Annotated in this window: 23 protein-coding genes; 9 read left to right on the forward strand and 14 right to left on the reverse strand. The window is 69.6% G+C overall.

Going from position 1 to position 23,682, the window contains the following annotated elements; genetic code table 11:
- Window positions 1-5: 5 nt before the first annotated feature.
- Entirely contained in the window at window positions 6-917 is a 912-nt protein-coding gene (gene mshD / locus QE449_RS17550; RefSeq protein ID WP_373428314.1) for a mycothiol synthase, read from the reverse strand.
- A 1-nt stretch (window position 918) separates the two neighbouring features.
- Entirely contained in the window at window positions 919-1,707 is a 789-nt protein-coding gene (locus QE449_RS17555) for a response regulator transcription factor (protein ID WP_056446762.1), read from the reverse strand.
- A 180-nt stretch (window positions 1,708-1,887) separates the two neighbouring features.
- Here QE449_RS17555 and QE449_RS17560 point away from each other — a divergent pair, with 180 nt between their 5' ends.
- The 5 genes from QE449_RS17560 to QE449_RS17580 all read left to right on the forward strand — a co-directional run bounded on the left by QE449_RS17560 (window position 1,888) and on the right by QE449_RS17580 (window position 5,027).
- On the forward strand, window positions 1,888-2,667 hold the full coding sequence (locus QE449_RS17560) for an LmeA family phospholipid-binding protein (protein WP_027504272.1): 780 nt from the start codon (window positions 1,888-1,890) through the stop codon (window positions 2,665-2,667).
- Window positions 2,664-3,113, forward strand: coding sequence for a thioredoxin family protein (locus QE449_RS17565; RefSeq protein WP_056446758.1), 450 nt, complete (start codon window positions 2,664-2,666; stop codon window positions 3,111-3,113). The genes QE449_RS17560 and QE449_RS17565 overlap by 4 nt, the downstream gene beginning before the upstream one ends.
- A gap of 270 nt (window positions 3,114-3,383) precedes the next feature.
- On the forward strand, window positions 3,384-3,842 hold the full coding sequence (locus QE449_RS17570) for a DUF4395 domain-containing protein (RefSeq protein WP_222627838.1): 459 nt from the start codon (window positions 3,384-3,386) through the stop codon (window positions 3,840-3,842).
- A gap of 40 nt (window positions 3,843-3,882) precedes the next feature.
- The gene (locus QE449_RS17575) at window positions 3,883-4,716 is read left to right on the forward strand and encodes a sulfurtransferase (RefSeq protein ID WP_027504275.1); all 834 of its coding nucleotides are present in this window, start codon (window positions 3,883-3,885) and stop codon (window positions 4,714-4,716) included.
- Window positions 4,717-4,718: 2 nt separating this feature from the next.
- Window positions 4,719-5,027: a DUF1416 domain-containing protein gene (locus QE449_RS17580; protein WP_027504276.1), complete on the forward strand. Its 309-nt coding sequence runs from the start codon at window positions 4,719-4,721 to the stop codon at window positions 5,025-5,027.
- A 90-nt stretch (window positions 5,028-5,117) separates the two neighbouring features.
- Here the strand turns inward: QE449_RS17580 and QE449_RS17585 are convergent, their stop codons facing one another.
- Window positions 5,118-6,620 carry a cutinase family protein gene (locus tag QE449_RS17585; protein WP_222646616.1) on the reverse strand — a complete coding sequence of 501 codons (1,503 nt, stop codon included), beginning with the start codon at window positions 6,618-6,620 and terminating at the stop codon, window positions 5,118-5,120.
- A 269-nt stretch (window positions 6,621-6,889) separates the two neighbouring features.
- On the opposite strand from QE449_RS17585, the gene QE449_RS17590 reads away from it, so the two are divergent.
- Window positions 6,890-7,552 (forward strand): FABP family protein, encoded by a 663-nt coding sequence (locus QE449_RS17590; protein WP_307109277.1) that lies wholly within the window; start codon window positions 6,890-6,892, stop codon window positions 7,550-7,552.
- Here the strand turns inward: QE449_RS17590 and QE449_RS17595 are convergent.
- The 6 genes from QE449_RS17595 to QE449_RS17620 form a co-directional block, all read right to left on the reverse strand.
- On the reverse strand, window positions 7,540-7,878 hold the full coding sequence (locus QE449_RS17595) for a hypothetical protein (protein WP_307109278.1): 339 nt from the start codon (window positions 7,876-7,878) through the stop codon (window positions 7,540-7,542). The genes QE449_RS17590 and QE449_RS17595 overlap by 13 nt on opposite strands.
- A 220-nt stretch (window positions 7,879-8,098) precedes the next feature.
- Window positions 8,099-9,889 carry a thiol reductant ABC exporter subunit CydC gene (cydC, locus tag QE449_RS17600; protein WP_307109279.1) on the reverse strand — a complete coding sequence of 597 codons (1,791 nt, stop codon included), beginning with the start codon at window positions 9,887-9,889 and terminating at the stop codon, window positions 8,099-8,101.
- Window positions 9,886-11,568: a thiol reductant ABC exporter subunit CydD gene (gene cydD / locus QE449_RS17605; RefSeq protein WP_307109280.1), complete on the reverse strand. Its 1,683-nt coding sequence runs from the start codon at window positions 11,566-11,568 to the stop codon at window positions 9,886-9,888. Before cydD ends, cydC begins: the two co-directional genes overlap by 4 nt.
- The gene (gene cydB / locus QE449_RS17610) at window positions 11,565-12,599 is read right to left on the reverse strand and encodes a cytochrome d ubiquinol oxidase subunit II (protein WP_222627850.1); all 1,035 of its coding nucleotides are present in this window, start codon (window positions 12,597-12,599) and stop codon (window positions 11,565-11,567) included. Before cydB ends, cydD begins: the two co-directional genes overlap by 4 nt.
- A gap of 18 nt (window positions 12,600-12,617) precedes the next feature.
- Window positions 12,618-14,084: a cytochrome ubiquinol oxidase subunit I gene (locus QE449_RS17615; protein ID WP_307109281.1), complete on the reverse strand. Its 1,467-nt coding sequence runs from the start codon at window positions 14,082-14,084 to the stop codon at window positions 12,618-12,620.
- 112 nt (window positions 14,085-14,196) lie between these two features.
- Window positions 14,197-15,054 (reverse strand): aminodeoxychorismate lyase, encoded by an 858-nt coding sequence (locus QE449_RS17620; RefSeq protein WP_307109282.1) that lies wholly within the window; start codon window positions 15,052-15,054, stop codon window positions 14,197-14,199.
- Window positions 15,055-15,109: 55 nt separating this feature from the next.
- Between QE449_RS17620 and QE449_RS17625 the strand changes: the two genes are divergently transcribed.
- The 3 genes from QE449_RS17625 (at window position 15,110) to QE449_RS17635 (ending at window position 17,219) form a co-directional block, all read left to right on the forward strand.
- Window positions 15,110-16,246 carry a folate-binding protein YgfZ gene (locus QE449_RS17625; RefSeq protein WP_222641169.1) on the forward strand — a complete coding sequence of 379 codons (1,137 nt, stop codon included), beginning with the start codon at window positions 15,110-15,112 and terminating at the stop codon, window positions 16,244-16,246.
- Window positions 16,243-16,908, forward strand: coding sequence for an MOSC domain-containing protein (locus QE449_RS17630; protein ID WP_056446733.1), 666 nt, complete (start codon window positions 16,243-16,245; stop codon window positions 16,906-16,908). Before QE449_RS17625 ends, QE449_RS17630 begins: the two co-directional genes overlap by 4 nt.
- 122 nt (window positions 16,909-17,030) lie before the next feature.
- Window positions 17,031-17,219: a DUF3073 domain-containing protein gene (locus QE449_RS17635; RefSeq protein WP_081821107.1), complete on the forward strand. Its 189-nt coding sequence runs from the start codon at window positions 17,031-17,033 to the stop codon at window positions 17,217-17,219.
- A gap of 112 nt (window positions 17,220-17,331) precedes the next feature.
- Here the strand turns inward: QE449_RS17635 and QE449_RS17640 are convergent, their stop codons facing one another.
- The 5 genes from QE449_RS17640 to QE449_RS17660 all read right to left on the reverse strand — a co-directional run bounded on the left by QE449_RS17640 (window position 17,332) and on the right by QE449_RS17660 (window position 23,680).
- Complete coding sequence (locus QE449_RS17640) at window positions 17,332-18,792, reverse strand: aldehyde dehydrogenase family protein (protein WP_222641165.1); 1,461 nt, start codon at window positions 18,790-18,792, stop codon at window positions 17,332-17,334.
- Between the two features lie 40 nt (window positions 18,793-18,832).
- Window positions 18,833-19,918, reverse strand: a complete 1,086-nt coding sequence (gene purM, locus QE449_RS17645) for a phosphoribosylformylglycinamidine cyclo-ligase (RefSeq protein WP_027504286.1) — start codon at window positions 19,916-19,918, stop codon at window positions 18,833-18,835.
- 74 nt (window positions 19,919-19,992) lie between these two features.
- Window positions 19,993-21,636, reverse strand: coding sequence for an ABC transporter ATP-binding protein (locus QE449_RS17650; protein WP_056446729.1), 1,644 nt, complete (start codon window positions 21,634-21,636; stop codon window positions 19,993-19,995).
- Window positions 21,633-22,592: an ABC transporter permease gene (locus QE449_RS17655; RefSeq protein ID WP_056446726.1), complete on the reverse strand. Its 960-nt coding sequence runs from the start codon at window positions 22,590-22,592 to the stop codon at window positions 21,633-21,635. Before QE449_RS17655 ends, QE449_RS17650 begins: the two co-directional genes overlap by 4 nt.
- Complete coding sequence (locus tag QE449_RS17660; protein ID WP_081821062.1) at window positions 22,592-23,680, reverse strand: ABC transporter permease; 1,089 nt, start codon at window positions 23,678-23,680, stop codon at window positions 22,592-22,594. The genes QE449_RS17655 and QE449_RS17660 overlap by 1 nt, the downstream gene beginning before the upstream one ends.
- Window positions 23,681-23,682: the final 2 nt, after the last annotated feature.

The following is a 23,682-nucleotide window of genomic DNA, read 5'->3' on the forward strand; positions in this document are numbered from 1 at the left end:
CCGCGTCAGACGCGCGCGAACGCCGCGTCGACGTGTAAGGTGGCGAAGCCGAGCCGGTCGTACGTGTGCACGGCGGCCGTGTTGTCCGACTCGACGTACAGCAGCACGCCGGCGAGGCCGCGATCGGCCAGATACCGCAGGCCGGCGAGCGTGAGGGTCCGGCCGAGCCCCCTGCCCTGGGCCGCCGGATCGATGCCGACGACGTAGACCTCACCCAGTTCGGGATCGTCTCCGGTCGGCGGGTGCACCTTGGTCCAGTGGAACCCCAGCACCGTGTCCGGGTCGTCCGTCGACGTCGCCACGAACAGCCCCGCGGGGTCGAACCAGGACTCCGCGCGGCGCTCGTCGATCTCCGCCTGCGTCCAGCCACCCTGCTCGGGGTGCCAGGAGAACGCGGCGTTGTTCACCCGCAGGATCTCGGCGTCGTCGGACTCCCGGTAGGTCCGCACGGTGATGCCGTCCGGGACGGTGAGTTCGGGCAGGGGCGCCGCGTCGGGGCCACCGAGCGGGCGGCGCATCTGCAGCAGTTCGCGGACCACCTCGAGACCGACTTTCTCGGCGACGCGATCGGCGGCGGGCAGCCGCCCGTGGGCCCACACGCGCGCCCCCGGTGCTGCGAGAGCGCGGTCGACCAGCGCGGTGCCGACGCCGCGGCCCCGGTGATCGGGGTGCACGACGGCCTCCACCATGACCGGCGCGTCACCGCGCGCGGACGAGAGCGTCGCGTACCCCACGAGGTGTTCGCCGTCCAGTGCCAGCAGATGCTCGTCGTCCCGCGGAGAGTCCACGGCGCGCTCGGCCTGCTCCGACAGCGGCGGTGTCCCGTCGGCGGTCGTGGCGGCCTCGATCGCGTCGCGGACGCGTCGGGCCTCGTCGCCGACCGGTCGCCGTGCCTCGAGTCGAATCGCGTCGCTCACGTCAGAAGGCCGTCCGATCAGCTGGGGCGAACGAGGGTGTCGCCGTGTCGTTCTCGATGTCCAGGTCGCCGTCCGACGGCAGGTCGACCGCGTCGTCGCTGCCCGCCGCGCCCTTACCTGCCCGGCTCGGTCTCACGGCCTTGTATCCCACGTTGCGCACGGTGCCGATGAGCGACTCGTACTCCGTTCCGAGCTTCGCGCGCAGACGCCGGACGTGCACGTCCACAGTGCGGGTACCGCCGAAGAAGTCGTACCCCCACACCTCCTGCAGCAGCTGCGCTCGGGTGAAGACGCGGCCCGCGTGCTGGGCGAGGTACTTGAGGAGTTCGAACTCCTTGTAGGTGAGGTCGAGCGGTCGCCCGCGCAGACGGGCGGTGTAGGTGCCCTCGTCGATGACGAGCTCGCCGAGAGTGATCTTCCCCGAGGCCTCGGGACTGCTGACGCCTCCGTGGCGGCCCACGAGGAGACGCAACCGGGCATCGAGCTCGGCGGGTCCGGTGGTGGGCAACAGGATGTCGTCGAGGCCCCACTCCGCGTTGACGGCGACCAGACCGCCCTCGGTGAGCACCGCCACCACGGGTACCGACGAGCCGGCGCTACCGAGCAGTCGGCACAGTCCGCGGGCGGCGGCCAGATCGGTGCGCGCGTCGACGAGCGCGATGTCCGCGCTCCCGGCCTCGAGCAACGACGAGACCTCGGTCGGTGCGGGACGCACCGTGTGCGCCAGGAGCGCGAGGGACGGGAGCACGGACTCCGGATCCGGATCGGAGGTCAGCAGCAGCAACTCCACAGGGCCTCCTCGTCCGCTCTTCTTCGGCCGGACGAGCCCACCAGCGGGTCCGCGACCGGCACTTCCGGTTGTTCTTCGGTCACAGACTAACCTGTCGGAAGGCAGGACAGTCGGCTGCGAGCCGCCACCGCCCGCCTCGGGACCCGCCCGCAGGACACCGAACCGCCCGAGAGGAACTCCGTGCGAAAACTGATCGTCGGGCTCGTCTTCGTCCTGGCGCTCGCTCTGGCCGCCGATTTCGGCACTGCCGCCTACTCCGAGTACCGCGTCTCGCGGGCACTGCGGGACGGCGGAGATCTGGTGTCCGATCCGCAGGTGACCATCCACGGCTTCCCGTTCCTGACCCAGGCGGCCGACGGCAGGTACGGCCGCGTGGAGATCCGAGCGCAGGACGTCCCCACCGACTACGTCGAGAAGACGACCATCGAGGCGACGTTGCGCGGCGTGCGTATTCCGGCCTCCGACCTGCTCGACGGATCGGTGCGCACGGTGCCCATGGATCAACTCGACGCGCGCGTCCGTATCGACGCCACCGACCTCGGCCGGTTCCTCGAGATCCCCGACCTCCAGGTCTCCACTCCCCCAGCCGACCGCTCCGACGGCACCGGCGGTTCGGGCGGTTCCGGCGAGACCACCGCCGGGGCCGTGGTCCTCACGGGCACCGTGCCCGTCGGCCCCCTGGACACCGCGGTCAGCGTCACCGCCGAGCTCCGGCTCGACGGTGGAACCGTGTCCATCGTCGCGTCGGACCTCTACTTCGGGCCCGAGGGCCAGGCCGACTTCACCATCCCCGACTTCCTGAAGCCCGCGGTCCTGGGCCTGTTCACCCGCACGATCGACGAGCAGCAGCTGCCGTTCGGCATCCTCCCCACGTCGGTCTACGCGGAGGGCGGACAGATCGTCATCGAGGGCAGCGCCGAGGACGTCACCATCGAACTCGACGAGATCCGCACGCCGTGAGCGCCGTCGTCGTCCTTCTCGTCGCCCTGGCGCTCGCCGCCGTGGTGGGCCTGTGGGTCCGCCGCCGCGAGGGCGCCGTCCGCACGTCGGATCGCGGCGGCGCGTCGGGATCGCGAGCTCACGCTCTGCGCGCCGCCGGCGCCACCGACGGCGCGGTGACCGTGCTCCACTTCTCCGCCACCTGGTGCGGCCCGTGTGCGGCGGTGCGACGCGTCGTGTCCGCCGTGGTGACCGACCTCGAGTCGGCGGGGCACCGCGTGTCCGACGTCGAGGTGGACATGGACGAGAACCCGCAGCTCGCCCGCGACTTCGGCGTGATGTCTCTCCCGACCACCTTCGTGCTCGACGGGGCGATGCGGGAACGATCGCGCGCGTCGGGTGTGCCGTCGTCGAAGGACCTGCGGGCCGCCGTGCTCTCGGCGTCCGATTCACCCTCGTCGGAGTGACGAGCGACACCCGGAACTTCTGGATCGGGACCGGCGTGGGTACGATGGCCGACGTGACCGCCAGCCACGAGCTTCTGCTCACCCGACGCCGCACAGTGGACCTGTGCCGCCTCGGTGGCTGTTGCTGCCGCTGCCGCTGACGACGGTCCTCCCCTCGTCGACCCGTCCGCTCGGGTACAGCCGTGCTGTACACACCTCGGACCGCTCGACGATCGCCGGAGACCACGCGCATCCGCTCGGTCCCCTTTCCTCCACTCCAGGAGCATCTCGATGTCATCCATTCCCCCGCAGGTCGACGTTCGTGGTCCCCGCTTCGTCGCCTGGGTGACCACCGGCGTCCTCGTCGTGACGCTGCTCGTGTCGACGGTGTCGCTCACCGCTGCAGCGGTGCTCCTGGGCCTGCAGACGCTGGTCTTCGCGTACGGCGCTGCTGCCGGGCCGGCAGCGCATCCCTACGGACGCGTGTTCCGCGCCGTCGTCGCACCGCGCCTGGGCCCGGTGTCGGAGACCGAACCGACGACCCCCCTGCGGTTCGCGCAGGGACTGGGATTCGCCTTCTCGATCGTGGGAACCCTCGGGTTCGCGCTGTCCTCGACGACCGTCGGCACCGTCGCCACGGGTCTGGCCCTGTTCGCCGCCGTGCTGAACGCGGCGTTCGGAATCTGCCTGGGCTGCAAGATCTACCCACTCGCGAGTCGGCTCCTGCCGGCTCGACATGCCACCACCTGAACCACCCACCACCTGTCAGAGAAGAATCGAAAGGAACCACATGGCTCGCTCCGACGTCCTGGTCACTGCCGACTGGGCCGAGCAGAACCTGCATGCTCCCAAGACCGTGTTCGTCGAGGTCGACGAGGACACCAGCGCCTACGACACCGGCCACATCGAGGGTGCCGTCAAGCTCGACTGGAAGTCCGACCTCCAGGATCCGGTCCTTCGTGACTTCCTGAACCAGGAGCAGTTCTCGGACCTGCTGTCGACGCGCGGCATCGCCAACGACGACACCGTGATCCTCTACGGCGGCAACAACAACTGGTTCGCGGCCTACGCCTACTGGTACTTCAAGCTGTACGGCCACAAGGACGTCCGTCTGCTCGACGGCGGCCGCAAGAAGTGGGAACTGGACGGTCGTCCGCTGAGCACCGACGCCGTCTCCCGCGAGGGAACGTCCTACAGGGCCGAGGCTCCCGACCTGTCGATCCGCGCGTTCCGCGACGAGGTCATCGCCGCCATCGGCACCAAGAACCTCCTCGACATCCGCTCCCCCGACGAGTACTCGGGCAAGATCCTGGCGCCGGCGCACCTCCCGCAGGAGCAGAGCCAGCGTCCCGGCCACATCCCCGGCGCCGTCAACGTGCCGTGGAGCAAGGCAGCGAACGAGGACGGCACCTTCAAGTCCGACGAGGAACTGAAGGAGCTCTACGACGGTGTCGGCATCGATCCGAGCAAGGGCACGATCGCGTACTGCCGCATCGGCGAGCGCTCGTCGCACAGCTGGTTCGCACTGACGCAGCTGCTGGGCTACGAGAACGTCAAGAACTACGACGGCAGCTGGACCGAGTACGGCTCCCTCGTGGGAGCACCTATCGAGTTGGGAGCGTAATCATGTGTGGAGCACCTGCTCAGGGACAGACCCTTCCCGCCGGCGTCGACGTGGAGAAGGAGACGGTCATCACGGGCCGTGTCCTGGCCGCGTCGGACGGTCAGCCCGTCGGCGGTGCGTACGTGCGCCTGCTCGACAGCACGGGTGAGTTCACCGCCGAGGTCGTCGCGTCCGGAACCGGCGACTTCCGCTTCTTCGCGGCCCCCGGCACCTGGACGCTGCGCGCGCTGTCCGCGTCCGGCAACGGCGACGTGACCATCTCGCCCGAGTCCGCCGGCCTCCACGAGGCCGAGATCTCGATCGGCGCCTGACCGAACACCTCTCGTTTCAGCCGAACACCCTCCCCAGCGTGCTGGGGAGGGTGTTCGCGTCGTGGAGGGTGTGCGATCCGACCGCGGGAACTACTTGCCGGGCTCCGGCGGGAGGCCGAGGGACTTCAGCACTTCCTCCCACGTCGACGGCACCGTCTCCACGGGCTGCGCCGGCGGCGCGAGATAGCCGGGATTCACCGGGGGAATCACGCGGGGCTCGGCGGGCGCCGTCGTGTCTCCCGCAGGAGGAGCGGCCGGCTCGTCGACCGGAGGGGCCTCGCTCTGCTCGCGAGCGAGGTCGGTGATCCAGCGGATCATCTTCTCGCTCTCCCAGTCGCGGCCGTTGTCCGGGAAGTTGTCCCAGTAGTAGAGGTGCTGCAGAAACCCCAGTTCGACGTAGGGCTTCTCGAACAGCTGCGGGATGTCGGCGTTGTCCTCGCCGAACCCCACGGCCTCCGCCTGCAGCTTGGCCTCGACGACGGGGCGGCCGGGACCGAGCGCCCACGTCACTGCGTCGAACATCTCGCGCGGCGTCGGCGACCTCTCGTCCGGCAGTGGCTGGGTGCGGTCCGACACCCGGAGCATCACGTCGAGCAGGGACTCGTCCGACGTGGCGAAGTCCGGGTCGCTGAAGACGTGCGCGATGGTGCGAGCCGCGACGTCGGACGAGACCGCGACGAACTCGGTGACGGTGCGGCCCGGATCGAGCAGGGTGAAGTGCATCCGCCCGAAGACGTTGAGCGCCAACGGCAGGACTCCGAGGTTCTCCGGTGCGTCACAGGCGATGTCCATCGGACGGCACGCCCACCGGATCTTGTTCGTGAGGGTTCCGTAGTCCTTCGGCTCGGACGACATGAAGCCACCACCCGGCGGACCGGGCTTGTCCAGAGACGCAGTGCCGGCAGGGCGGTACGGATCTCCGACGAGGGCGACCCCGGCGATGTCGTCGGACGTCACGTGCGCCGTGGACGGTCGGGACCCGATGTCGACGGCGAGGCGCTCGACCACCTCGGCACCCACGCTGTAGCCGAGCAGCACGTACTTCGTCGACGTGCCGCACGCGGTCTTGTTGGCGTCGATCATCCGGCCCATGGTCGCGAGGCCCTCGGCGACGGATTCCTGATAGGTGGGCACCGGCTCGGCCACGGCCACGCCGTACTCCGACGCGTACGGCACGTACACCCAACCGACTCGTCCGGGCGTGGACGCCGAGGCCTCCCCCGCGGGCACGGTCACGTTGCCGACCCAGTTGGACCACGGCAGCCGGTCCACCTCGTCGACGGGGTTCCGGTCCGACTCCGAGTCCGTCGCGCCCGTGATGGCGACGATGAGCACGTCGGGGCAGTCGTACGCGTAGTTGTTCGGATCCTGATCGACCTTCGTGCCCAGCCCGAACGTGTCGAGCACCGACTCGACGGGGTCGTCGCCCAGACCGAGCGGATCGGAGGGGGTGATCGGTGCCGCCCCCGCCAGTCCTCCAGGGATCGCGCACAACAGCAGTGTCGCGAGGGCAGCGGTCGCCGCGCGCAGCACGATCCTCGTCGGCCCGGTCCGCCGACGGTCGGTCGGGTCGAGCCCGGTCACACGAAGCATGGATGGATCACCCTCGTCTCTCGGTTCCAGAACCTCACGACCTTAAACAATGAATCGCGTCACCGGACCCGGCACAGGTTGTCATCCGTCACACAGTCTGCGGACCGCCTGCGTCGACCGATCGCGACGGCGGCCCGTGGCAGATCCACGACACCGCCGGTCTACAATCGGTGCGTGGTCCTATTCTTCGAAGCACTCCTCATCCTGGCGTCGATCCTCATCGCCTGGTTCTCGCTGTACGTCGTCTATCGCCTGGTCACCGACGAGTCGTGACCGACGAGTTCGGCACCCCGGCGCCCCGCCTGAGCGGTGACGCCGCGGTCGCGCATGCGGAGGAACGGGCCAAGGAGACGGCCGGGCGCAACATCCCGCCGCTCCCCGATCTGCCCGGTGACGGTGACACCGCCAATCTGCGGCAGGGTCCCGACATCTCGCACTCCATGCTGGCACTGCTGCCGCTGGTCGGCGTGTGGCGCGGCACCGGTGAGGGACACGACGCCGAGGGCGACTACACACTGGGACAGCAGATCGTCGTGAGCCACGACGGCGGTCCCTACCTGTCGTGGGAGTCCCGCACCTGGCGCGTCGACGAGAACGGCGCCTACGCCGGCCGCGACCTGCGCGAGTCCGGCTTCTGGCGGGTGAGCGGAACCGGTGAGCCCGGTGACGACGGCGAGGAGACTCTCGAGCTCCTACTGACCCACGCGAGCGGGCTCATCGAGCTGTACTACGGCCGCGCACTGACGCAGTCGTCCTGGGAGCTGGCCACCGACGTGGTCATCAGAAGCACGTCGGCGGCGCTGGTCGGGGGCGCGAAGCGTCTCTACGGCATCGTCGAGGGTGGCGATCTCGCGTACGTCGAGGAGCGGGTCGGACCGGACGGCGATCTCGAGCCCCGGCTGTCCGCCCGCCTCGAACGCTACGTGGGCTGACGCTCGCCCTTCTCGCTCTCCGCATCCTTCCCGGAACCGGTGTCGGCCTTGTCGGTGTCGGATTTCTCGGTGTCGGATCTCTCGGAGGCACCGTCCTCGTCGAAGTCCGCGAACGCGGTACCGGACACGGTGCCGCCGGTGCCGGGCAGCGTCACCGTCTCGCGCGCACCGGTCTCGTACCGCGCATTGAGGCCGTCCATCTTCTCGCCGGCGCGATCGAGGTCCTCCTGCGTCAGCTCGGGGCCCACGGTCTCCTCGTTCGCCGAACCGGTGTCGGAGGACGTGTCGTCGGTGTTCGTCGTGTCGGGCTGCTCGTCACTCGTCATGTCCCCCACAGTGACACAGGCGAGGGGGTCTGCTCGGCAGAACGGGAAAGACCAGGCGCGCGGGCCTGGTCCGGACATGGGACGACCCCCGAGCCCTACCGGTACACCGTTGCAGGAGTACGGGTCTCGGTCTGGACGGACCGAGGGCTCGGGGGTCGGGTAGCTGCCTGGTATTCGCCCGCCGCTCGCGCGGTGAGAGAAGAACCGTCAGCGGTTGCGGCTAGCGGGCAGCCACCTCACGCGTCCAAGAGTCATACAATTCCAGACCACCTCCTCTCTCGTGTACAGACGACGCTACGCGTGGATCAGCCCGGTCGGCAACGTCTTTTTCCGTGAGCGAACACACCTGACGTTCACCGCTCACGGTCACCACTCGAACGCCCGTCGGCACCGGTCGATGTGTCACGACCAGAACGGTCGTCGCCCGATCGAACAGTCCACCGTCGGGATCGAGCATCGCGGCGAGCAACGCGGCGGAGGACACGTCGTCCACGTGTTCGGTGGGCTCGTCGACGATGATCACCGCCGCCCGCGAGAGCGTCGCGCGGGCCAGCAGCAGTCGGCGACGCTGGCCGCCGGACAGCACCTCCGCGCCGCCGTCGAGGTCCGTGTGCACACCGTCGGGCAGACCGCGCACCCAGTCGCCGAGCCCGACCCGGTCGAGTGCCGCCGTCGCCTCCGTCTCGGTCACGTCACCGCGCACCACACGGAGGTTCTCCAGAACGGTGGTCCGGAAGACATGGGCGTCCTCGGCGACGTAGGACACCGTCCGGCGCATCGCGTCCTCGGACAGTTCGTCGACGGACCTGCCGTCGACGAGCACGGTGCCCGCGGCGGGGGCGACGAGCCCCGCGATCGTCATGGCGAGCGTGGACTTGCCGACGCCGCTGGGTCCGCTGATCGCCAGGCGCGCACCGGGTTCCACCACCAGAGATACCGGCGCGGTCCGCGATCCGCCGCGGCCTGCGACGACGTCGCACACCTCGAGGCGCACCGACGGCGACGGCGACGGGTCGTCCTTCGGCGTCACCGCCGGCCCGGAGCGGGCCTCGTCCACGAGAGCCATGATCCGCCGAGCCGCCGCGGATCCGCGCACCCACGCCACCGCGGCGGCGGGTATCGCACCCGTCGCCTCGAACGCGGCGAGCGGAACCAGCACCACGACGGCGAGCCCGGTGGGGTCGGTGCCGCCCGCGAACCCCGATGCGGTGCCGTACGCCGAGATGCCGACGGCGAGGGCGCCCAGCACCGCGACTCCCATCGACAGCGGGGTCGCCGCGGCGGACAGGGCGGACCACCCGGCGGCGCGGTCCTGCGCGGCACCGACGGCGCGGTCGGCCTCGTCGGCGCGGCGTCGCACGTCTGCCAGTCGCCCGGACACCCGGAGTTCGGCGGCGTGGTCGATCGCGGTGACGGCGTGGGCGGCGAAGTCGGCTCGCGCAGCGACGAGATCCTCGGCGACGGCCCGCTCGGCCCTGGCGCTCGACCAGGGCGCCACGACCCCGGAGACGAGCAGCGCGACCGCCAGGACGATTGCCGCGGCAGGGGACCACACGGCGACGAGTCCGACCGCGAGGGCCGAGACCACCGCCGCGACGGCGACGGGAACGAGGGCGCGCACCACCACGTCGCCGACGGCGTCCACGTCGGCGCCGGTCCGCACGAGGAGATCCCCTCGCCGCGTCGTCACCGCCGTGGCCGAATCACCCTGCGACAGTTCGCGGTACAGGGTGGACCGCGCACGGACGGTCCCGCGCAGTGCGACGTCGTGAGTGGCCAGTCGTTCCAGATACCGACACACGCCGCGCGTGATGCCGAGCGCGCGCACCGCGACCACGGCCACCGAGAGGTGCAACACCGGCGGCATCTGCCATGCCCGCGTGATGAGCCAGGCCGAGAGCGCGGACAGCGCGAGTGCACTGCCCAGCGTCGCGACTCCGGCCGCCACGGCCCGCGCGACGCGCCCCGGCGGCAGGTCGAGCAGCCGCAGTGCCCGCGTCAGATCGCTCATGCCGACACCGCCGCTCGGTCCACGTGCACGACAGTGTCCGCGGCGGCGAGCACCTCGGGCGTGTGCCCCACGATGAGGACGGTGCGGCCGCCGTCGGCCGCGGCCCGCAGGGACCCGAGCACCCGACGCGCCGATTCCGGGTCGAGGTGGGCGGTCGGTTCGTCCAGGAGCACGACGGATCCCGTCGCGGCGAGAGTGCGCGTCAGGGCCAACCGCTGGGCTTCTCCGACGGACAGTCCCACTCCCCCGGCGCCGAGCATCGTCGCGGCTCCGCGGGGCAGGGACGCCAGGACGGACGAGAACCCCGTGGCACGAGCAGCTTCGGCCACGTCACCACGCGCCCCGAGGTCGAGGTTGTCGGCGACGGATCCGGCGACGACGGCCGGACGCTGCGGCAGCCAGGTCACACGGCGCCACCACTGGTCGAGGTCGACGGTCGACAGGTCGACCCGCACCCCGTCGGAGCCCACGAGGGAGACGGACCCCTCGTCGGGATCGACGAGCCCGAGAACGGACGCCAGGACCGTCGACTTCCCGGTCCCGTTGGCGCCGGTCAGCACCGTCACCCGTCCCGCCCGGAACGTCGCGTCGAGGTGGCGGGGTGCCCACCCGTCCCGCCCGCGGACCGACAGGTTCGTCAGGACGACGGTGACCGGACCGGTGGGCGGCGCGGCCGTCCGCTGGTCACGCGGCGCCTGCGACTCGGCGCTCTCGAGCAGAGCGAAGGTACGTCCCGCGGCCTCCGCACCGTCCTCGGACGCGTGGAAGGCGGCACCGAGTGCGCGCAGCGGCAGGTAGACCTCGGGCGCCAGAATGAGCGCGACGATGCCGGGTGCCAGCTCCATGTCGCCGTACACGAGGCGTAGACCGATCGACACCGCGACGAGTGCGACGCCGAGCGTGGCCAGCAGTTCGAGCACCATGGACGAGAGGAAGGCGACGCGCAGTGCGGCCATCGTCCGGCGGCGGTGCTCGTCCCCGAGTTCGCCGACCCGCGCGGCCGGCCCGTCCTGCCGGCCGAGTGCGCGCAGTGTCGGGATTCCGGCGAGCAGGTCCATCAGCTGAGAGGACAGTCGCGTCATCGCGTCGAGGGTTCGTCGGGACCGCCCGCGGGTCATCAGACCGATCAGCACCATGAACACCGGGATCGTCGGGAGTGTGACCGCCACGATCACCGCGGAGAGCGGATCGACGAACGCGATCATAAGGGTCGCGATCGGCGTGACGGTCGCCGCCAGGACGAGGGCCGGGACGTAGTCGGTGAGGTAGGGCGCCAGTCCGTCGAGACCACGCGTGACCACCGTCGACCACTCGCCCCGATCCTCCCCGCCGCGCGAGCGCGTCGTCGTGGCCGCGTCCAGCATGTCCGCGCGCAACCCGCGCACGACTCGGATCGCCGAGCGGTGCGCGTACCTCGACCGCGCCCACGACGCGAGGACGCGGACCAGCACGGCGGCAGCCAGGACCGTCAGCTCGGTGGTCCAGGCTCCGACCGTCCGACGGGTCGGGTCGGTGACCGCGCCGCCCAGCACGGTCCCGACGACGACGGCGATGACGACGACACACGCGGTCGTCACCAGGGAGAGCGCCACCGACCCCACGAGGTGACGACGGACGGGCACCGACCGGCGCCACAACCGGGGGTCGACCGGTCCCCGGGGCCGCCTCGTCGCGGTCATCGGGTGCTCGCCAGGCCGATGGACGCCGGGATCTGCGTCGTCGAGATGCGCCGACGGAAGACCCAGTAGGTCCAGCCCTGGTAGGCCAGGACCACCGGTGCCACGATCGCCGACAGCCACGCCATGATGCGCAACGTGTACGCGGAGGACGACGCGTTGTCGACGGTCAGCGAGAACGCGGCGTCGATGGTCGAGGGCATCACGTTCGGGAACAGTGAGCAGAAGAGCAACAGCACGGCTCCGCCGATGGTCACGGTGGTGCCGACGAAGGCCCATCCGTCTCGCCCGCGCAGCACGGCCACCGCTGCCGTCACCAGCCCTGCCACGGCAGCAGCGACGATCCACCAGGTCCAGCCCTTCCCGTGCGCGAGCTGAGTCCACAGTGCGAACACCCCGGCGCCCACCACGGTCGGAACGATCAGTGCCGCAGCGAGTCTCGATGCGTCCGCTCGAACCTCGCCGGCCGTCTTGAGGGCGATGAACACGGCACCGTGGAACGCGAAGAGCATCGCTGTGGTCGCACCACCCAGCAGCGCATAGGGAGTGAGAAGGTCGAGCAGTCCCGAGGTGACCTTCTTGTCCGCGTCGATGGCGACACCGCGCACGATGTTCGCGAAGGCGACACCCCACAGCACCGCGGGCACCCAGGAACCGATCCCGATACCGAGGTCGCACCGACGCCGCCACACGGGGTCGTCGATCTTGCCGCGGTACTCGATGGCACAGATACGCAGGATGAGCGCCACGAGGATCAGCAGCAGCGGCAGATAGAAGCCGGAGAAGAGCGTCGCGTACCACTCGGGGAAGGCCGCGAAGAGCACTCCTCCCGCCGTGATGAGCCACACCTCGTTGCCGTCCCACACCGGACCGATCGTGTTGAGCACGACGCGACGTCGGGTCTCGGCGTCGTCCCGGCCGGATCGACCGAGAACGGGCATGAGCATGCCGACCCCGAAGTCGAATCCCTCGAGAACGAAGTATCCGACGAACAATGCGGTGACGACGGCGAACCAGAATTCGGGCGTTCCCATGATCATGTCTCCGGCGGGTCAGTAGGCGAACGAGAGCGGGCGGGCGTCGGCGTCGGTGTCGTCACCGTCGTCGTCGTGGGGGTGCCTGTCGTGCTCGAGCGGACCTGCCTGCACGTGGCGACGCATGAGCAGGAACCAGACGGCACCGAGCCCGGCATAGAGGACGGTGAACGTCGCGAGGGACGCCGCCACCAGAGCGACGGGGTGGTCGGACACACCCTGGTCGACCGTCAGGCGGATCATGTCGACTCCGCTGGGGTTGGGCGCGACGATCCAGGGTTGGCGGCCCATCTCGGTGAAGATCCAGCCCGCACTGTTGGCCAGGAAGGGTGTCGGGATCGCGAGCAGTGAGAGCCGGGAGAACCAGCGCTGGTCCGGAACTCGGCCACCTCGAGTGACCCACAGGCCGGCGAGCGCGAGCACGGCGGACCCGGCGGCGAGGCCGATCATCATCCGGAAGGCCCAGTAGGTCACGAAGAGGTTGGGCCGATAGTTACCCGGTCCGTACTGCTCCTCGTACTGCTGCTGCAGCTCGGTGACACCCTGGACGGTCGCGTCGACGTCGCTCTTCGCGAGGAACGACGTCAGGCCGGGGATCGCGACGATGTGCTGGACGCTGTCGCAGTTGTTGTGGGTGCCGATGGTGAGGATCGAGAACGAGGCGCCGGTCTCGGTGTGACACAGCGACTCTGCCGATGCCATCTTCATGGGCTGCTGCTCGAACATCAGCTTGCCCTGCACGTCTCCGGTGATCGCGAGTGCAGCGCCGGAGGCGATCATGACGACGAATGCCAGCCGGGCCGCGGGGCGGAACATGGAGCGGGCCTCCGACGAGGGGCCGACGTCGCCGCGACGTGCGCTGCGCACCATCCACCACCCGGCGATGCCGGCGACGAATGTCGCTGCGGTGAGGAAGGATCCGGCCACCGCGTGCGGGAACGCCGCGAGCGCCGTGTTGTTGGTGAGCATGGCCCAGAAGTCGACGAGCTCGGCACGCCCCGTGTCCGGGTCGTAGACGGCCCCCACCGGATGCTGCATCCACGAGTTCGCGGCGATGATGAAGTAGGCGGAGGCGTTGACCCCGATGGCCACCAGCCAGATCGTCGCCAGGTGAACGACTTTCGGCAGCCGTTGCCACCCGAAGATCCACAGCCCGAGGAACGTGGACTCGAGGAAGAACGCGACGAGGCCCTCGAGCGCGAGCGGCGCACCGAAGACGTCGCCCACGAACCGCGAGTACTCGGACCAGTTCATGCCGAACTGGAACTCCTGGACGATGCCGGTGGCGACGCCGAGTGCGAAGTTGACGAGGAAGAGCTTGCCGAAGAACTTGGTGAGCCGGTACCAGGAGTCCTTGCCGGTGATCACCCACATGGTCTGCATCGCGGCGACGATCGGAGCGAGTCCGATGGTCAGCGGGACGAGCAGGAAGTGATAGACGGTGGTGATTCCGAACTGCCATCGTGAGACATCGAGTGCGTCCATGACCAGCTTCTTGTCGTCGGCTGCGAGGCGGGGATCCTGCCTACGGGGCCGACGCTACTACTACGCGTAGTAGTAGGCGATGGACTGTGTCCACCGTTACCTGTGGCGCGCGTCAACGCGCGACGGCGGTGTCCACCAGTTCGCGCACGACGCGGTCCGACGGCATCTCCTTGAGGCGCGTGGTGTCGAGCGTGTGCACGCGCGCGGCCAGCGTGACGGAGGAGATCAGCCAGACACTGTCGGCCAGGATCAGATCGGCCACCCGCAACGGCTCGTGCGCACAGTCGAAGCCGGCGTCGCCCGCGACCTCGAAGAGAGCGTCCACCGTGGTGCCGCGCAGCACCCCGTGCTCCACCGGCGGCGTGACCATGCGGCGGTCCACCACGGCCAGCACGCTCGACCGTGGACCCTCGAGCACCTGCCCCTCGATACTGCGGAACACGACCTCGTCGAAACCCTCTCGTGCCGCGTGGCGCAGGGCCGCCATGTTGGTGGCGTAGGACAGAGTCTTCGCACCGAGCAGCGCCCAGGGCGACTGCTGTGTCGCGTCGATGGAGAAACCCCGGTTCAGGGTCAGGGCCGACACGCCCTCCGCGCGCGCCTGGGTGACGCGATCGGCGACGGCGGAGACCATGACGAGCGCCGTCTCGGCATCGTCCGCCCCCTCGCGCCCCCGGCTCAGCAGCAGCCGCATCGCACCCTCGCCGCCACCGGTCTTCTGCCACTGCGCGAGTGCCACGTCCACCGCGCGCCGCCATGCGTCGACGTCCGGTTCCGCGAGGTCGAGCATGGCCGCCGACCGGGTGAGGCGGGCGAGGTGGGCGTCGAGTCGGCACGCCCGACCCTCGCGGATCAGCACGGTCTCGAAGATGCCGTCCCCGCGCACCGCCGCCAGGTCGTCGGCATGCAGAACAGGCTCGGTCGGATCGAGCACGGCACCGTCCAGGGTCACCACCACGCGTGAAGTCATGGCCCCGAGGGTAGTGCCGTGGCCGGACCGGGCAGTCCGCTCCTAGACTGGTGGGGTGTCCGAGACCCCTGGCCTGTACTCCTCCCCCGTTCTGGCCCGCCCCGGCGCGGTGGCCGCACCCCAGGACGGTCCCGATCGTGGAACCGCCTGGCACTACGGGGATCCGTTGGGTGAGCAGCGCGCCGCCGTCACGACCGCCGCGGTCGTCGATCGGTCGAACCGGTTCGTCATCGCGATCACCGGCGAGGAGCGACTGACCTGGTTGCACACCATCTCCAGCCAGCACGTCGCGACGCTGACCGACGGAGCCTCCGCGGAGAACCTGAGCCTGGACGTCAACGGGCGCGTCGAACACCACATGGTCATGACCGACCTGGGCGGCACCACCTGGATCGACACCGAGGCGGACCGCGGACCGGACCTTCTCGCCTTCCTGTCGAAGATGGTGTTCTGGTCGAAGGCCGCGCCGCGTCGCGGCAGCGAACGGGTCGTCGTGTCGTTGCTCGGTCCGAAGGCCGGCTCCATCCTGCGAGCGGTGGGCGCCGAGGTGCCCGCGATGCCGTACGACGCCCTTCCGCTCGACGCCGCGAACCCCGACCTCGGTCTGGTCCGCCGGATGCCGTGGCCGACCCGCACCGATTCCTTCGACGTCCTGGTCCCCGCCGACCGTCTCGACGAGTGGTGGGCGAAGTTCGTCGTCGCGGGTGCGCGTGAGGCGGGCAGCTGGGCGTTCGAGGCGCTGCGCGTCGAGTCCGGTCGACCACGCCTCGGTCTCGACACCGACGACCGCACGATTCCCCACGAGGTCGGCTGGATCGGCGGGGTCAGCGAGTTCGGGGCCGTCCACCTCGAGAAGGGGTGCTACCGCGGACAGGAGACGGTGGCGCGCGTCCACAATCTGGGCAAGCCGCCGCGCCGACTGGTCCTGCTGCACCTCGACGGCTCCGCGGACGGTCGACCGGAGACGGGCGACGACGTCACCGTCGGCGGCCGATCCGTGGGCCGCATCGGCACCGTCGTCGATCACTTCGAGCTCGGGCCGATCGCGCTCGCTCAGATCAAGCGCGCGGTGCCGGTGGAGACCACGCTCGACGCCGGGCCGTGCGCCGCCTCGATCGATCCCGACTCCTACGTCCTGGACACCGCGGTCCAGGCGGGCCGCGCCGCGGTGGATCGGCTGCGCGGCCGGTGACGCAGCCGGCCCCGTCGGGACGCGTGCTGTCGGTGTGCGTCGTGCACACCATCCACCCCATCTCTCGGCCGGCGGTGGTCGACTCCGCCATCGACAAGCGAGCGGTGTCCGGACCGGTCGACGTCACCGAGCTCGGTCTGCACGGTGATCGCTCCTGCGACGTCACCTTTCACGGCGGCGCGGACCAGGCGGTCTACGCGTACGACGAGGCCGAGGCCGACAGGTGGGCCGAGGAACTCGGCCGGGAGGTTCCCGCGGGGTGGTTCGGTGAGAACCTGCGCGTGAGCGGACTGCCCGTCACCGATGCGGTCGTCGGAACGCGCTGGTCGGTGGGCACCGCCGAGCTCGAGGTGACCATTCCGCGGCGCCCGTGTGCCGCCTTCGCGCGGTGGACGGGCGAGAAGACCTGGGTCAAGCGTTTCACCGCGCGGGGCGATGTCGGGGCGTACCTGCGCGTCGTGCGAGTCGGCGCGCTCTCGGCGGGCGACGACATCGAGATCGTGTCCGTTCCCGACCACGGAGTCACCGTGCGGGACCTCTTCACCGGGGTGTCGGCGGAGGCGATGCAGATCCTTCTGAACACCCCCGATCTGGCGCCCAAGGTCTACCGCGAGGCCCGCGACATGGCGGCCCGGGCGGCGCGGCGCGCACCGTCGGTGTGACACCGGCGCCGGTGGAAGCGCAGACCCGATTCGCACGCTAGAGTGTGGGCAGGAAGAACACACAATCAGACGGGGCCGCCAAAAAATCCCAGGCCGCCCCGCTACTCGCGAGGGGGTTAGCCATGGGCCGCGGCCGGGCTAAGGCAAAGCAGACCAAAGTTGCACGTGAGCTCAAGTACAGCTCACCGTCCACGGACTTCGAGAGTCTCCAACGAGAGCTCACAGGTTCCCCCGACTCGCACCGCAACGGCATCGCCGATCGGGAGCCGTCCCGACACGACGATGACGACTACGACGACTGGCGGCGCTGACCGCATCCCCTAACAGGGGGGGGAATCCTCACATCGCACACACGACCGTGCGGGGCGTTCCGACTTCGGGACGCCCCGCACGGTCGTGTGTGCGAGGTTCTTCACGCGCAGGTCAGATCGCATACTGTCGCGGCGTGTGCTGGACGCTGATCCAGTGGTCGGTGGTGAACTCGTCGATGGCCCACTCGCCGCCGAAACGACCGATGCCCGAGTTCTTCTCGCCGCCGAACGCGGTGTTGGGCTCGTCGTTGATCGTGGTGTCGTTCACGTGTGTCATTCCGGCGTCGAGTCTCGTCGCCACCCGGACCGCACGCTCGACGTCTCGCGAGAACACCGCGCTGGAGAGCCCGTACTCGGTGTCGTTCGCGATCCGGACGGCGTCGTCCTCCCCGTCTGCGCGGATCACCGTGGCGACGGGTCCGAACACCTCCTCGGCGGCGGTCGCGACGCCGTTCGTTCCCAGCACGAGATGTGGGCCCAGCACCCGCCCAGCCGGTCCCGAACGCTCCCCGCGCACGCGGATCTCCGCGCCGTCCGACTCCGCGCGAGAGATCCGGTCGAGAATCGACTCCACCTGCGCGTCGTTGATGATCGGGCCGATCTGTGTGTCGGGATCGGCGGGGTCGCCGGTGCGCAGTGACCGGACCCGCTCGGTGAGCCGGTCCACCACCTCGTCGTGCACCGCATCGACCGCGATCACCCGGTTGGTCGCCATACACACCTGACCCTGGTGGAAGAACGACCCGAAGACCGCCGCGTTCACGGCTGCCTCGACGTCCGCGTCCTCCAGCACGACCAGAGGCCCGTTGCCCCCGAGTTCGAGGGACATCCTGGTGAGCGGCGCCGACGCCGCGATGCCCGACCCCACGGGCGTCGAACCCGTGAACGACACGAGCCGTGTGAGGGGATGCGAGGTCACGGCGTCACCGATCTCGCTGCTCTTGCCGACGACGACGGACAGCAGGCCGGCGGGCAACCCGGCATCCTCGAGGATTCTGGCCAGCAGGAGTCCGCCGGTGACGGGGGTGTCGCTCGCGGGCTTCAGCACCACTGCGTTGCCGAGCGCCAGCGCGGGCGCCACCGAGCGGGCGGACAGTTGCATCGGGAAGTTCCACGGACTGATCACCGTGACCACGCCGAGGGGCCGCCGGTACACGCGGTTCTCCTTGCCGTCGATCAGGGCGGCAGGGAGGATTCGCCCGGCCGATCGAGTGGGGTAGCTCGCCGATTCGAGCATCACCGCGCGGACGGCCAGCCATTCCCACTCGGCGCGGGGGCGGATGGCGCCGACCTCCGCGACGAGCCAGTCCACGATCTCGTCCTTGCGCTCCTCCATGATGCGCGCTGCGCGGTGGAACACGTCCGCACGCTCGGTCGGGAGCGTGGACTCCCAGTCCCGCTGCGCGATGCTCGCCGCCGTGAACGCTGCGTCGACGTCGGCCGCATCGGCCAGCGGGAGGGTGGTCAGGACGTCGCCCGAGTACGGGTTCACGTCGTCGGCGGTGCGGCCGTCTCGGCCCACTCGCCACTGACCGGCGATCGGGAGGGTGTCGAATCCGTCGTACGTCGTCATGCCGGTCGGGTGCCCGACCAGTCCTGCGACAAACGAGAACCTAGAAACGGGGGTGATTACCCGTCAGCACGGCGCGCTCGTCGGTTCCGCTGTCGGCGGACTTCTTGACCGTCCCCAGCGTCCAGCAGTCGATGTGGCGAGCAGTGAGCACGGCGAGGGCGCGGTCGACGTCCTCGGGTGCCACGATCGCGACCATGCCGACGCCCATGTTGAACGTGCGGTCCATCTCCTCGCGCTCCACGCGTCCGCGCTGCGCGATCATCGCGAAGATCGGAGCCGGGCTCCACGTTCCGCGATCGAGCTCGGCGACGAGGCCCTTCGGCATGACGCGAGCGAGGTTGGCAGCCAGGCCACCACCGGTGACGTGGCAGAACGTCCGCACGTCCGTCTCCGCCGCGAGGGCGAGGCAGTCCTTGGCGTAGATGCGGGTGGGTTCGAGCATCTCCTCGCCGAGCGTGCGGCCGAACTCCTCGACATGACCGGTGAGCGACATGCGGCTGATGTCGAGCAGAACCTTGCGAGCGAGGGAGTAGCCGTTGGAGTGCAGTCCCGAGGACCCCATCGCGAGGACCACGTCGCCGGGACGCACCCGGTCCGGGCCCAGTACCTGGTCGGCCTCGACGACGCCGACACCCGTCGCGGACAGGTCGTACTCGCCGTCCGCCATCATGCCGGGGTGCTCGGCGGTCTCGCCGCCCAGCAGTGCGCATCCGGCCAGGATGCAGCCGTCGGCGATGCCCTTGACCAACTGCGCGACGTGCTCGGGCACCACGCGCCCCACCGCGATGTAGTCCTGCAGGAACAACGGCTCGGCGCCGCAGACGACGAGGTCGTCCACGACCATCGCGACCAGGTCGAGTCCCACCGTGTCGTGCTTGTCCAGAGCCTGCGCGACCGCGATCTTGGTGCCCACACCGTCGGTGGACGCGGCGAGCAGCGGCTCGCGGTATCCGCCCTTCAGCGCGAACAGGCCGGCGAACCCACCGAGACCGCCCATGACCTCCGGTCGCGACGCCCGCTTGGCGAGGGGCGCGAACAGCTCGACGGCACGATCACCGGCTTCGATGTCCACTCCTGCCGCTGCGTACGAGGCTCCTGCGCCGGGCTGGTGGGTGTCATCGGTCATGGGTGTACTGCTCCAGCCTGATCTGTGTGTGAGTACCCGGGAGGGTCGGATGCGGCCCTAACGGTACCGGAGGCCTATCGGTCCTTCCGGTCTCGTGTCACCTCGGGCCTGGGAATGGCCGCGATCAGGCGCTTGGTGTACTCCTCCGCCGGATCCCGGAGGATCCGTCCGGGCGTCCCGAGCTCGACGACGGCGCCGCCCCGCAGCACCGCCACCCGATGCGCGAGGCGGTCGACCACGGCGAGATCGTGACTGATGAACAGGCACGCGAAGTGCAGTTCGGTCTGCAGTTCCTCGAAGAGGTCGAGAACCGCGGCCTGCACCGAGACGTCAAGCGCGCTGGTCGGTTCGTCGGCGACCAGCAGATCCGGCTTCAGGACGAGTGCCCGCGCCAGCGATGCCCGCTGACGCTGACCCCCCGACAGCTCGTGCGGGTACCGCTTCTCCGTGCCCTTCGGGAGCTGGACCGCATCGAGCCACTCCACGACCGTGCGCGCGATGTCCGCCTTCGACCCGGCCTTGTGCACGATCATCGGCTCGGCGATGCACTGGCCGACGGTCAGTCGGGGGTTGAGCGACGTGGACGGATCCTGAAACACGAATCCGAAACGCTTGCGCAGACTCTTCAGCGCGGACCCCCGCAGCCTGCCCACGTCCTGACCGAGGACGTCCACCGAGCCGGACGTCGGCTTCTGCAGTGCGGCCACGCAACGGCCGATGGTGGACTTGCCCGAACCGGACTCCCCCACCAGACCGAGGGTCTCGCCGCGGTGCAGATCGAACGTCACCGAGTCGACGGCCCGGAAGACGGGCTGACCGATGCCGCCGGGGAACTGCACGACGAGATCGCGCACCGACAGCACCACCTCGTCCGAGACGGTGCGATCGGTGACCACGGGATCGAGCGTCGGGACCGCCGCCAGCAACGTCTTCGTGTAGTCGGCCTTCGGCGCAGCGAAGAGATCGTGGACGAGTGCCTCCTCGACCACCTCGCCGTCCTTCATGACGACGACCCGATCGGCGATGTCCGCCACCACGCCCATGCTGTGCGTGATCAGCACGATCGCGCAACCCAGACGGTCCTTGAGGTCGCGCAGCAGGTCGAGGATCTCGGCCTGCACGGTCACGTCGAGTGCCGTCGTCGGCTCGTCCGCGATGATCACCTTCGCCTCGCAGGAGATGGCGATCGCGATCATCACACGCTGCTTCTGGCCACCGGACAACTCGTGCGGGAAGTAGCCGAATCGCCGCTCCGGGTCGGGCAGACCCACCATGGTGAGCAACTCGATCGCCCGGACGCGGGCGGACTTCTTGTCCAGCACCTTCCCGTCCGGTCCGGCGTGAGCTCGCAGGGCCTCGACGATCTGGAAACCGACGGTGAACAGCGGGTCGAGGGCGCTGCCGGGTTCCTGGAACACCATCGCCACGGCGTTGCCGCGGAGATCGGCCCACTGCTTGTCCGACAGCGACGTCACCTCGCGGGACCCCACGGTGACGGTTCCGCGTACGCGGGCGGTGTCCGGGAGCAGCCCGATGGCGGAGCGGACGCTGACCGACTTCCCGGAGCCCGATTCGCCGACGACGGCCAGGACCTCGCCCGGGAAGACCTCGAAACTCACTCCCTTGACGGCGTCGACGGGCCCGGCGTCGGTGGCGAAGCTGACCGACAGTGCCTCGAGGGTCAGAGCCGCCTGCGGGGTGGACGCTGAGGCCGTCATGAGGGATCTTTCTGCTTGCGTCTGGTTCTCAGAACGGGATTGAGTGTCTCGCTGACGGATTCGCCCACCATGGTCATACCGAGCACGACCAGGACGATGGCCGTGCCGGGGAAGATCGACGTCCACCAGATGCCGTTGGAGATGTCCGGCAGCGCCTTGTTGAGGTCGTATCCCCACTCGGACGCGGACGTCGGCTCGATGCCGAACCCGAGGAAGCCGAGACCCGCCAGAGTCAGGATGGCCTCGGCGCCGTTGAGCGTGAGGATCACCGGCAGTGTCTGCGTGACGTTGGCGAGGATGTGGCGGAACATGATCCGTACCGGGCCGGCGCCGGTGACCCGCGCCGCGTCCACGTAGGGCTCGGTCTTCACCGAGACCGTCGCGTTGCGCACCACGCGGAAGTACTGCGGCACGAAGACGGCGGTGATGGCGATCGCGGCCGAGAGGACACCACCGAAACTGCTGGACTGGCCTCCGGCCACGACGATCGAGACCACCACGGCGAGAAGCAGACTCGGGAACGCGTACATCGCGTCCATGAAGAGGACCAACACCCGGTCCACCCACCGGCCGACGTAGCCGGAGAGCAGTCCGAGGGGAACGCCCACCACGATCGACAGCACCAGCGACGTGACGATGACGAGCAGGGCGGTCCGTGCGCCGTAGACGACGCGGGAGAACACGTCCTCTCCGCGCACCGACGTCCCGAAGATGTGGTCCGCACTCGGCGCCGCCTGGCGCGCGAACTCCATGCCGTCGGCGGACGTCTGGGAGAAGGTGTACGGCGCGATGAGCGGAGCGAAGACCGCCATGATCACGAACAGCACCACCAGCACGAGCCCGATGACGATGGTGGCCTTCTGCAGTCCGGCACTCGAGCGGATGATCGACAGGCCGGGCACACCCCGACGTCGCTTCGGCGCCTCGATCGAGCCGACGCTCACCTCGATACTCATCAGAACCTCACTCGTGGATCGACGATCGCCACGATGGCGTCGGTGAGGAAGCTGACGACCGCGACGACGATGGCCAGGAACGTGACGATGCCCTGGACGGCGATGAAGTCGCGCGCCTGCAGGTAGCGAGCGAGCTGATAGCCCAGTCCCTGCCACTCGAACGTCGTCTCGGTGAGCACCGCGCCGCCCAGCAGCATGGCGATCTGCAGCCCCATCACGGTGACGACCGGGATGAGCGCGTTGCGGAAGGCGTGCCGCCGGGCGACGACGCGCGCCGAGAGTCCCCGTGCGCGCGCAGCTTCCACGTAGCCGGACTGCAGGGTCTGCAGAAGGTTCACCCGCACCAGGCGCAGGAACACGCCGGCGGTGAGAAGTCCGAGCGCGACCGCGGGGAGCACGGCGTGCTTCAGCACGTCGACGGTGTAGCTCGGCTCCCCGTAGAGAATCGAGTCGATCAGCAGGATGTTGGTCTTCGGTGACACGTTCTGCAGTGCCAGTTCGACGTTGGTGCTCGCCCGGCCCGCCACCGGCAGCCACCCGAGCTTCACGGCGAAGACCAGCTTGAGCAGCATGCCGACGAAGAACACCGGCGCCGCGTAGAACAGGATCGCCAGGATGCGCAGGGTGCCGTCGGAGATCGAGTCGCGGCGGGTCGCGGCGTAGAAGCCGAGGGGGATGCCGACGGCGAACGCGACGAGCAACGCCCAGAACGCGAGTTCCAGCGTCGCCGCGCCGTTGGTGATCAGCACACCGCTGATCTCCTGGTTGCTGGTCGCGGAGCGACCGAAGTCTCCCCGCAGCAGACCGGACAGGTACTCCCAGTACTGCACCAGGATCGGCCGGTCGTAACCGGCCGCGGCGCGTCGTTCGGCGATCTGGTCGGCGGGCAGTCGTCCACCGAGGGCAGCACTGATGGGATCGCCGAGAACGCGCATGAGGAAGAAGACGACCGTGACCAGGATCCATGCCGTGGGAATGATCAGCAGGAACCGGATCACGAGATAACGGGCGAGCGCGCCGTAGCGTGACGACGCGCTCGCCCGTGACTGCTTCCCCACCGACGCCTCGTCGGGCGTGGTGGTGACCATGG

This window comes from Rhodococcus sp. SORGH_AS_0303, from assembly GCF_030819335.1.
In the GTDB taxonomy this organism is placed as follows: domain Bacteria; phylum Actinomycetota; class Actinomycetes; order Mycobacteriales; family Mycobacteriaceae; genus Rhodococcoides.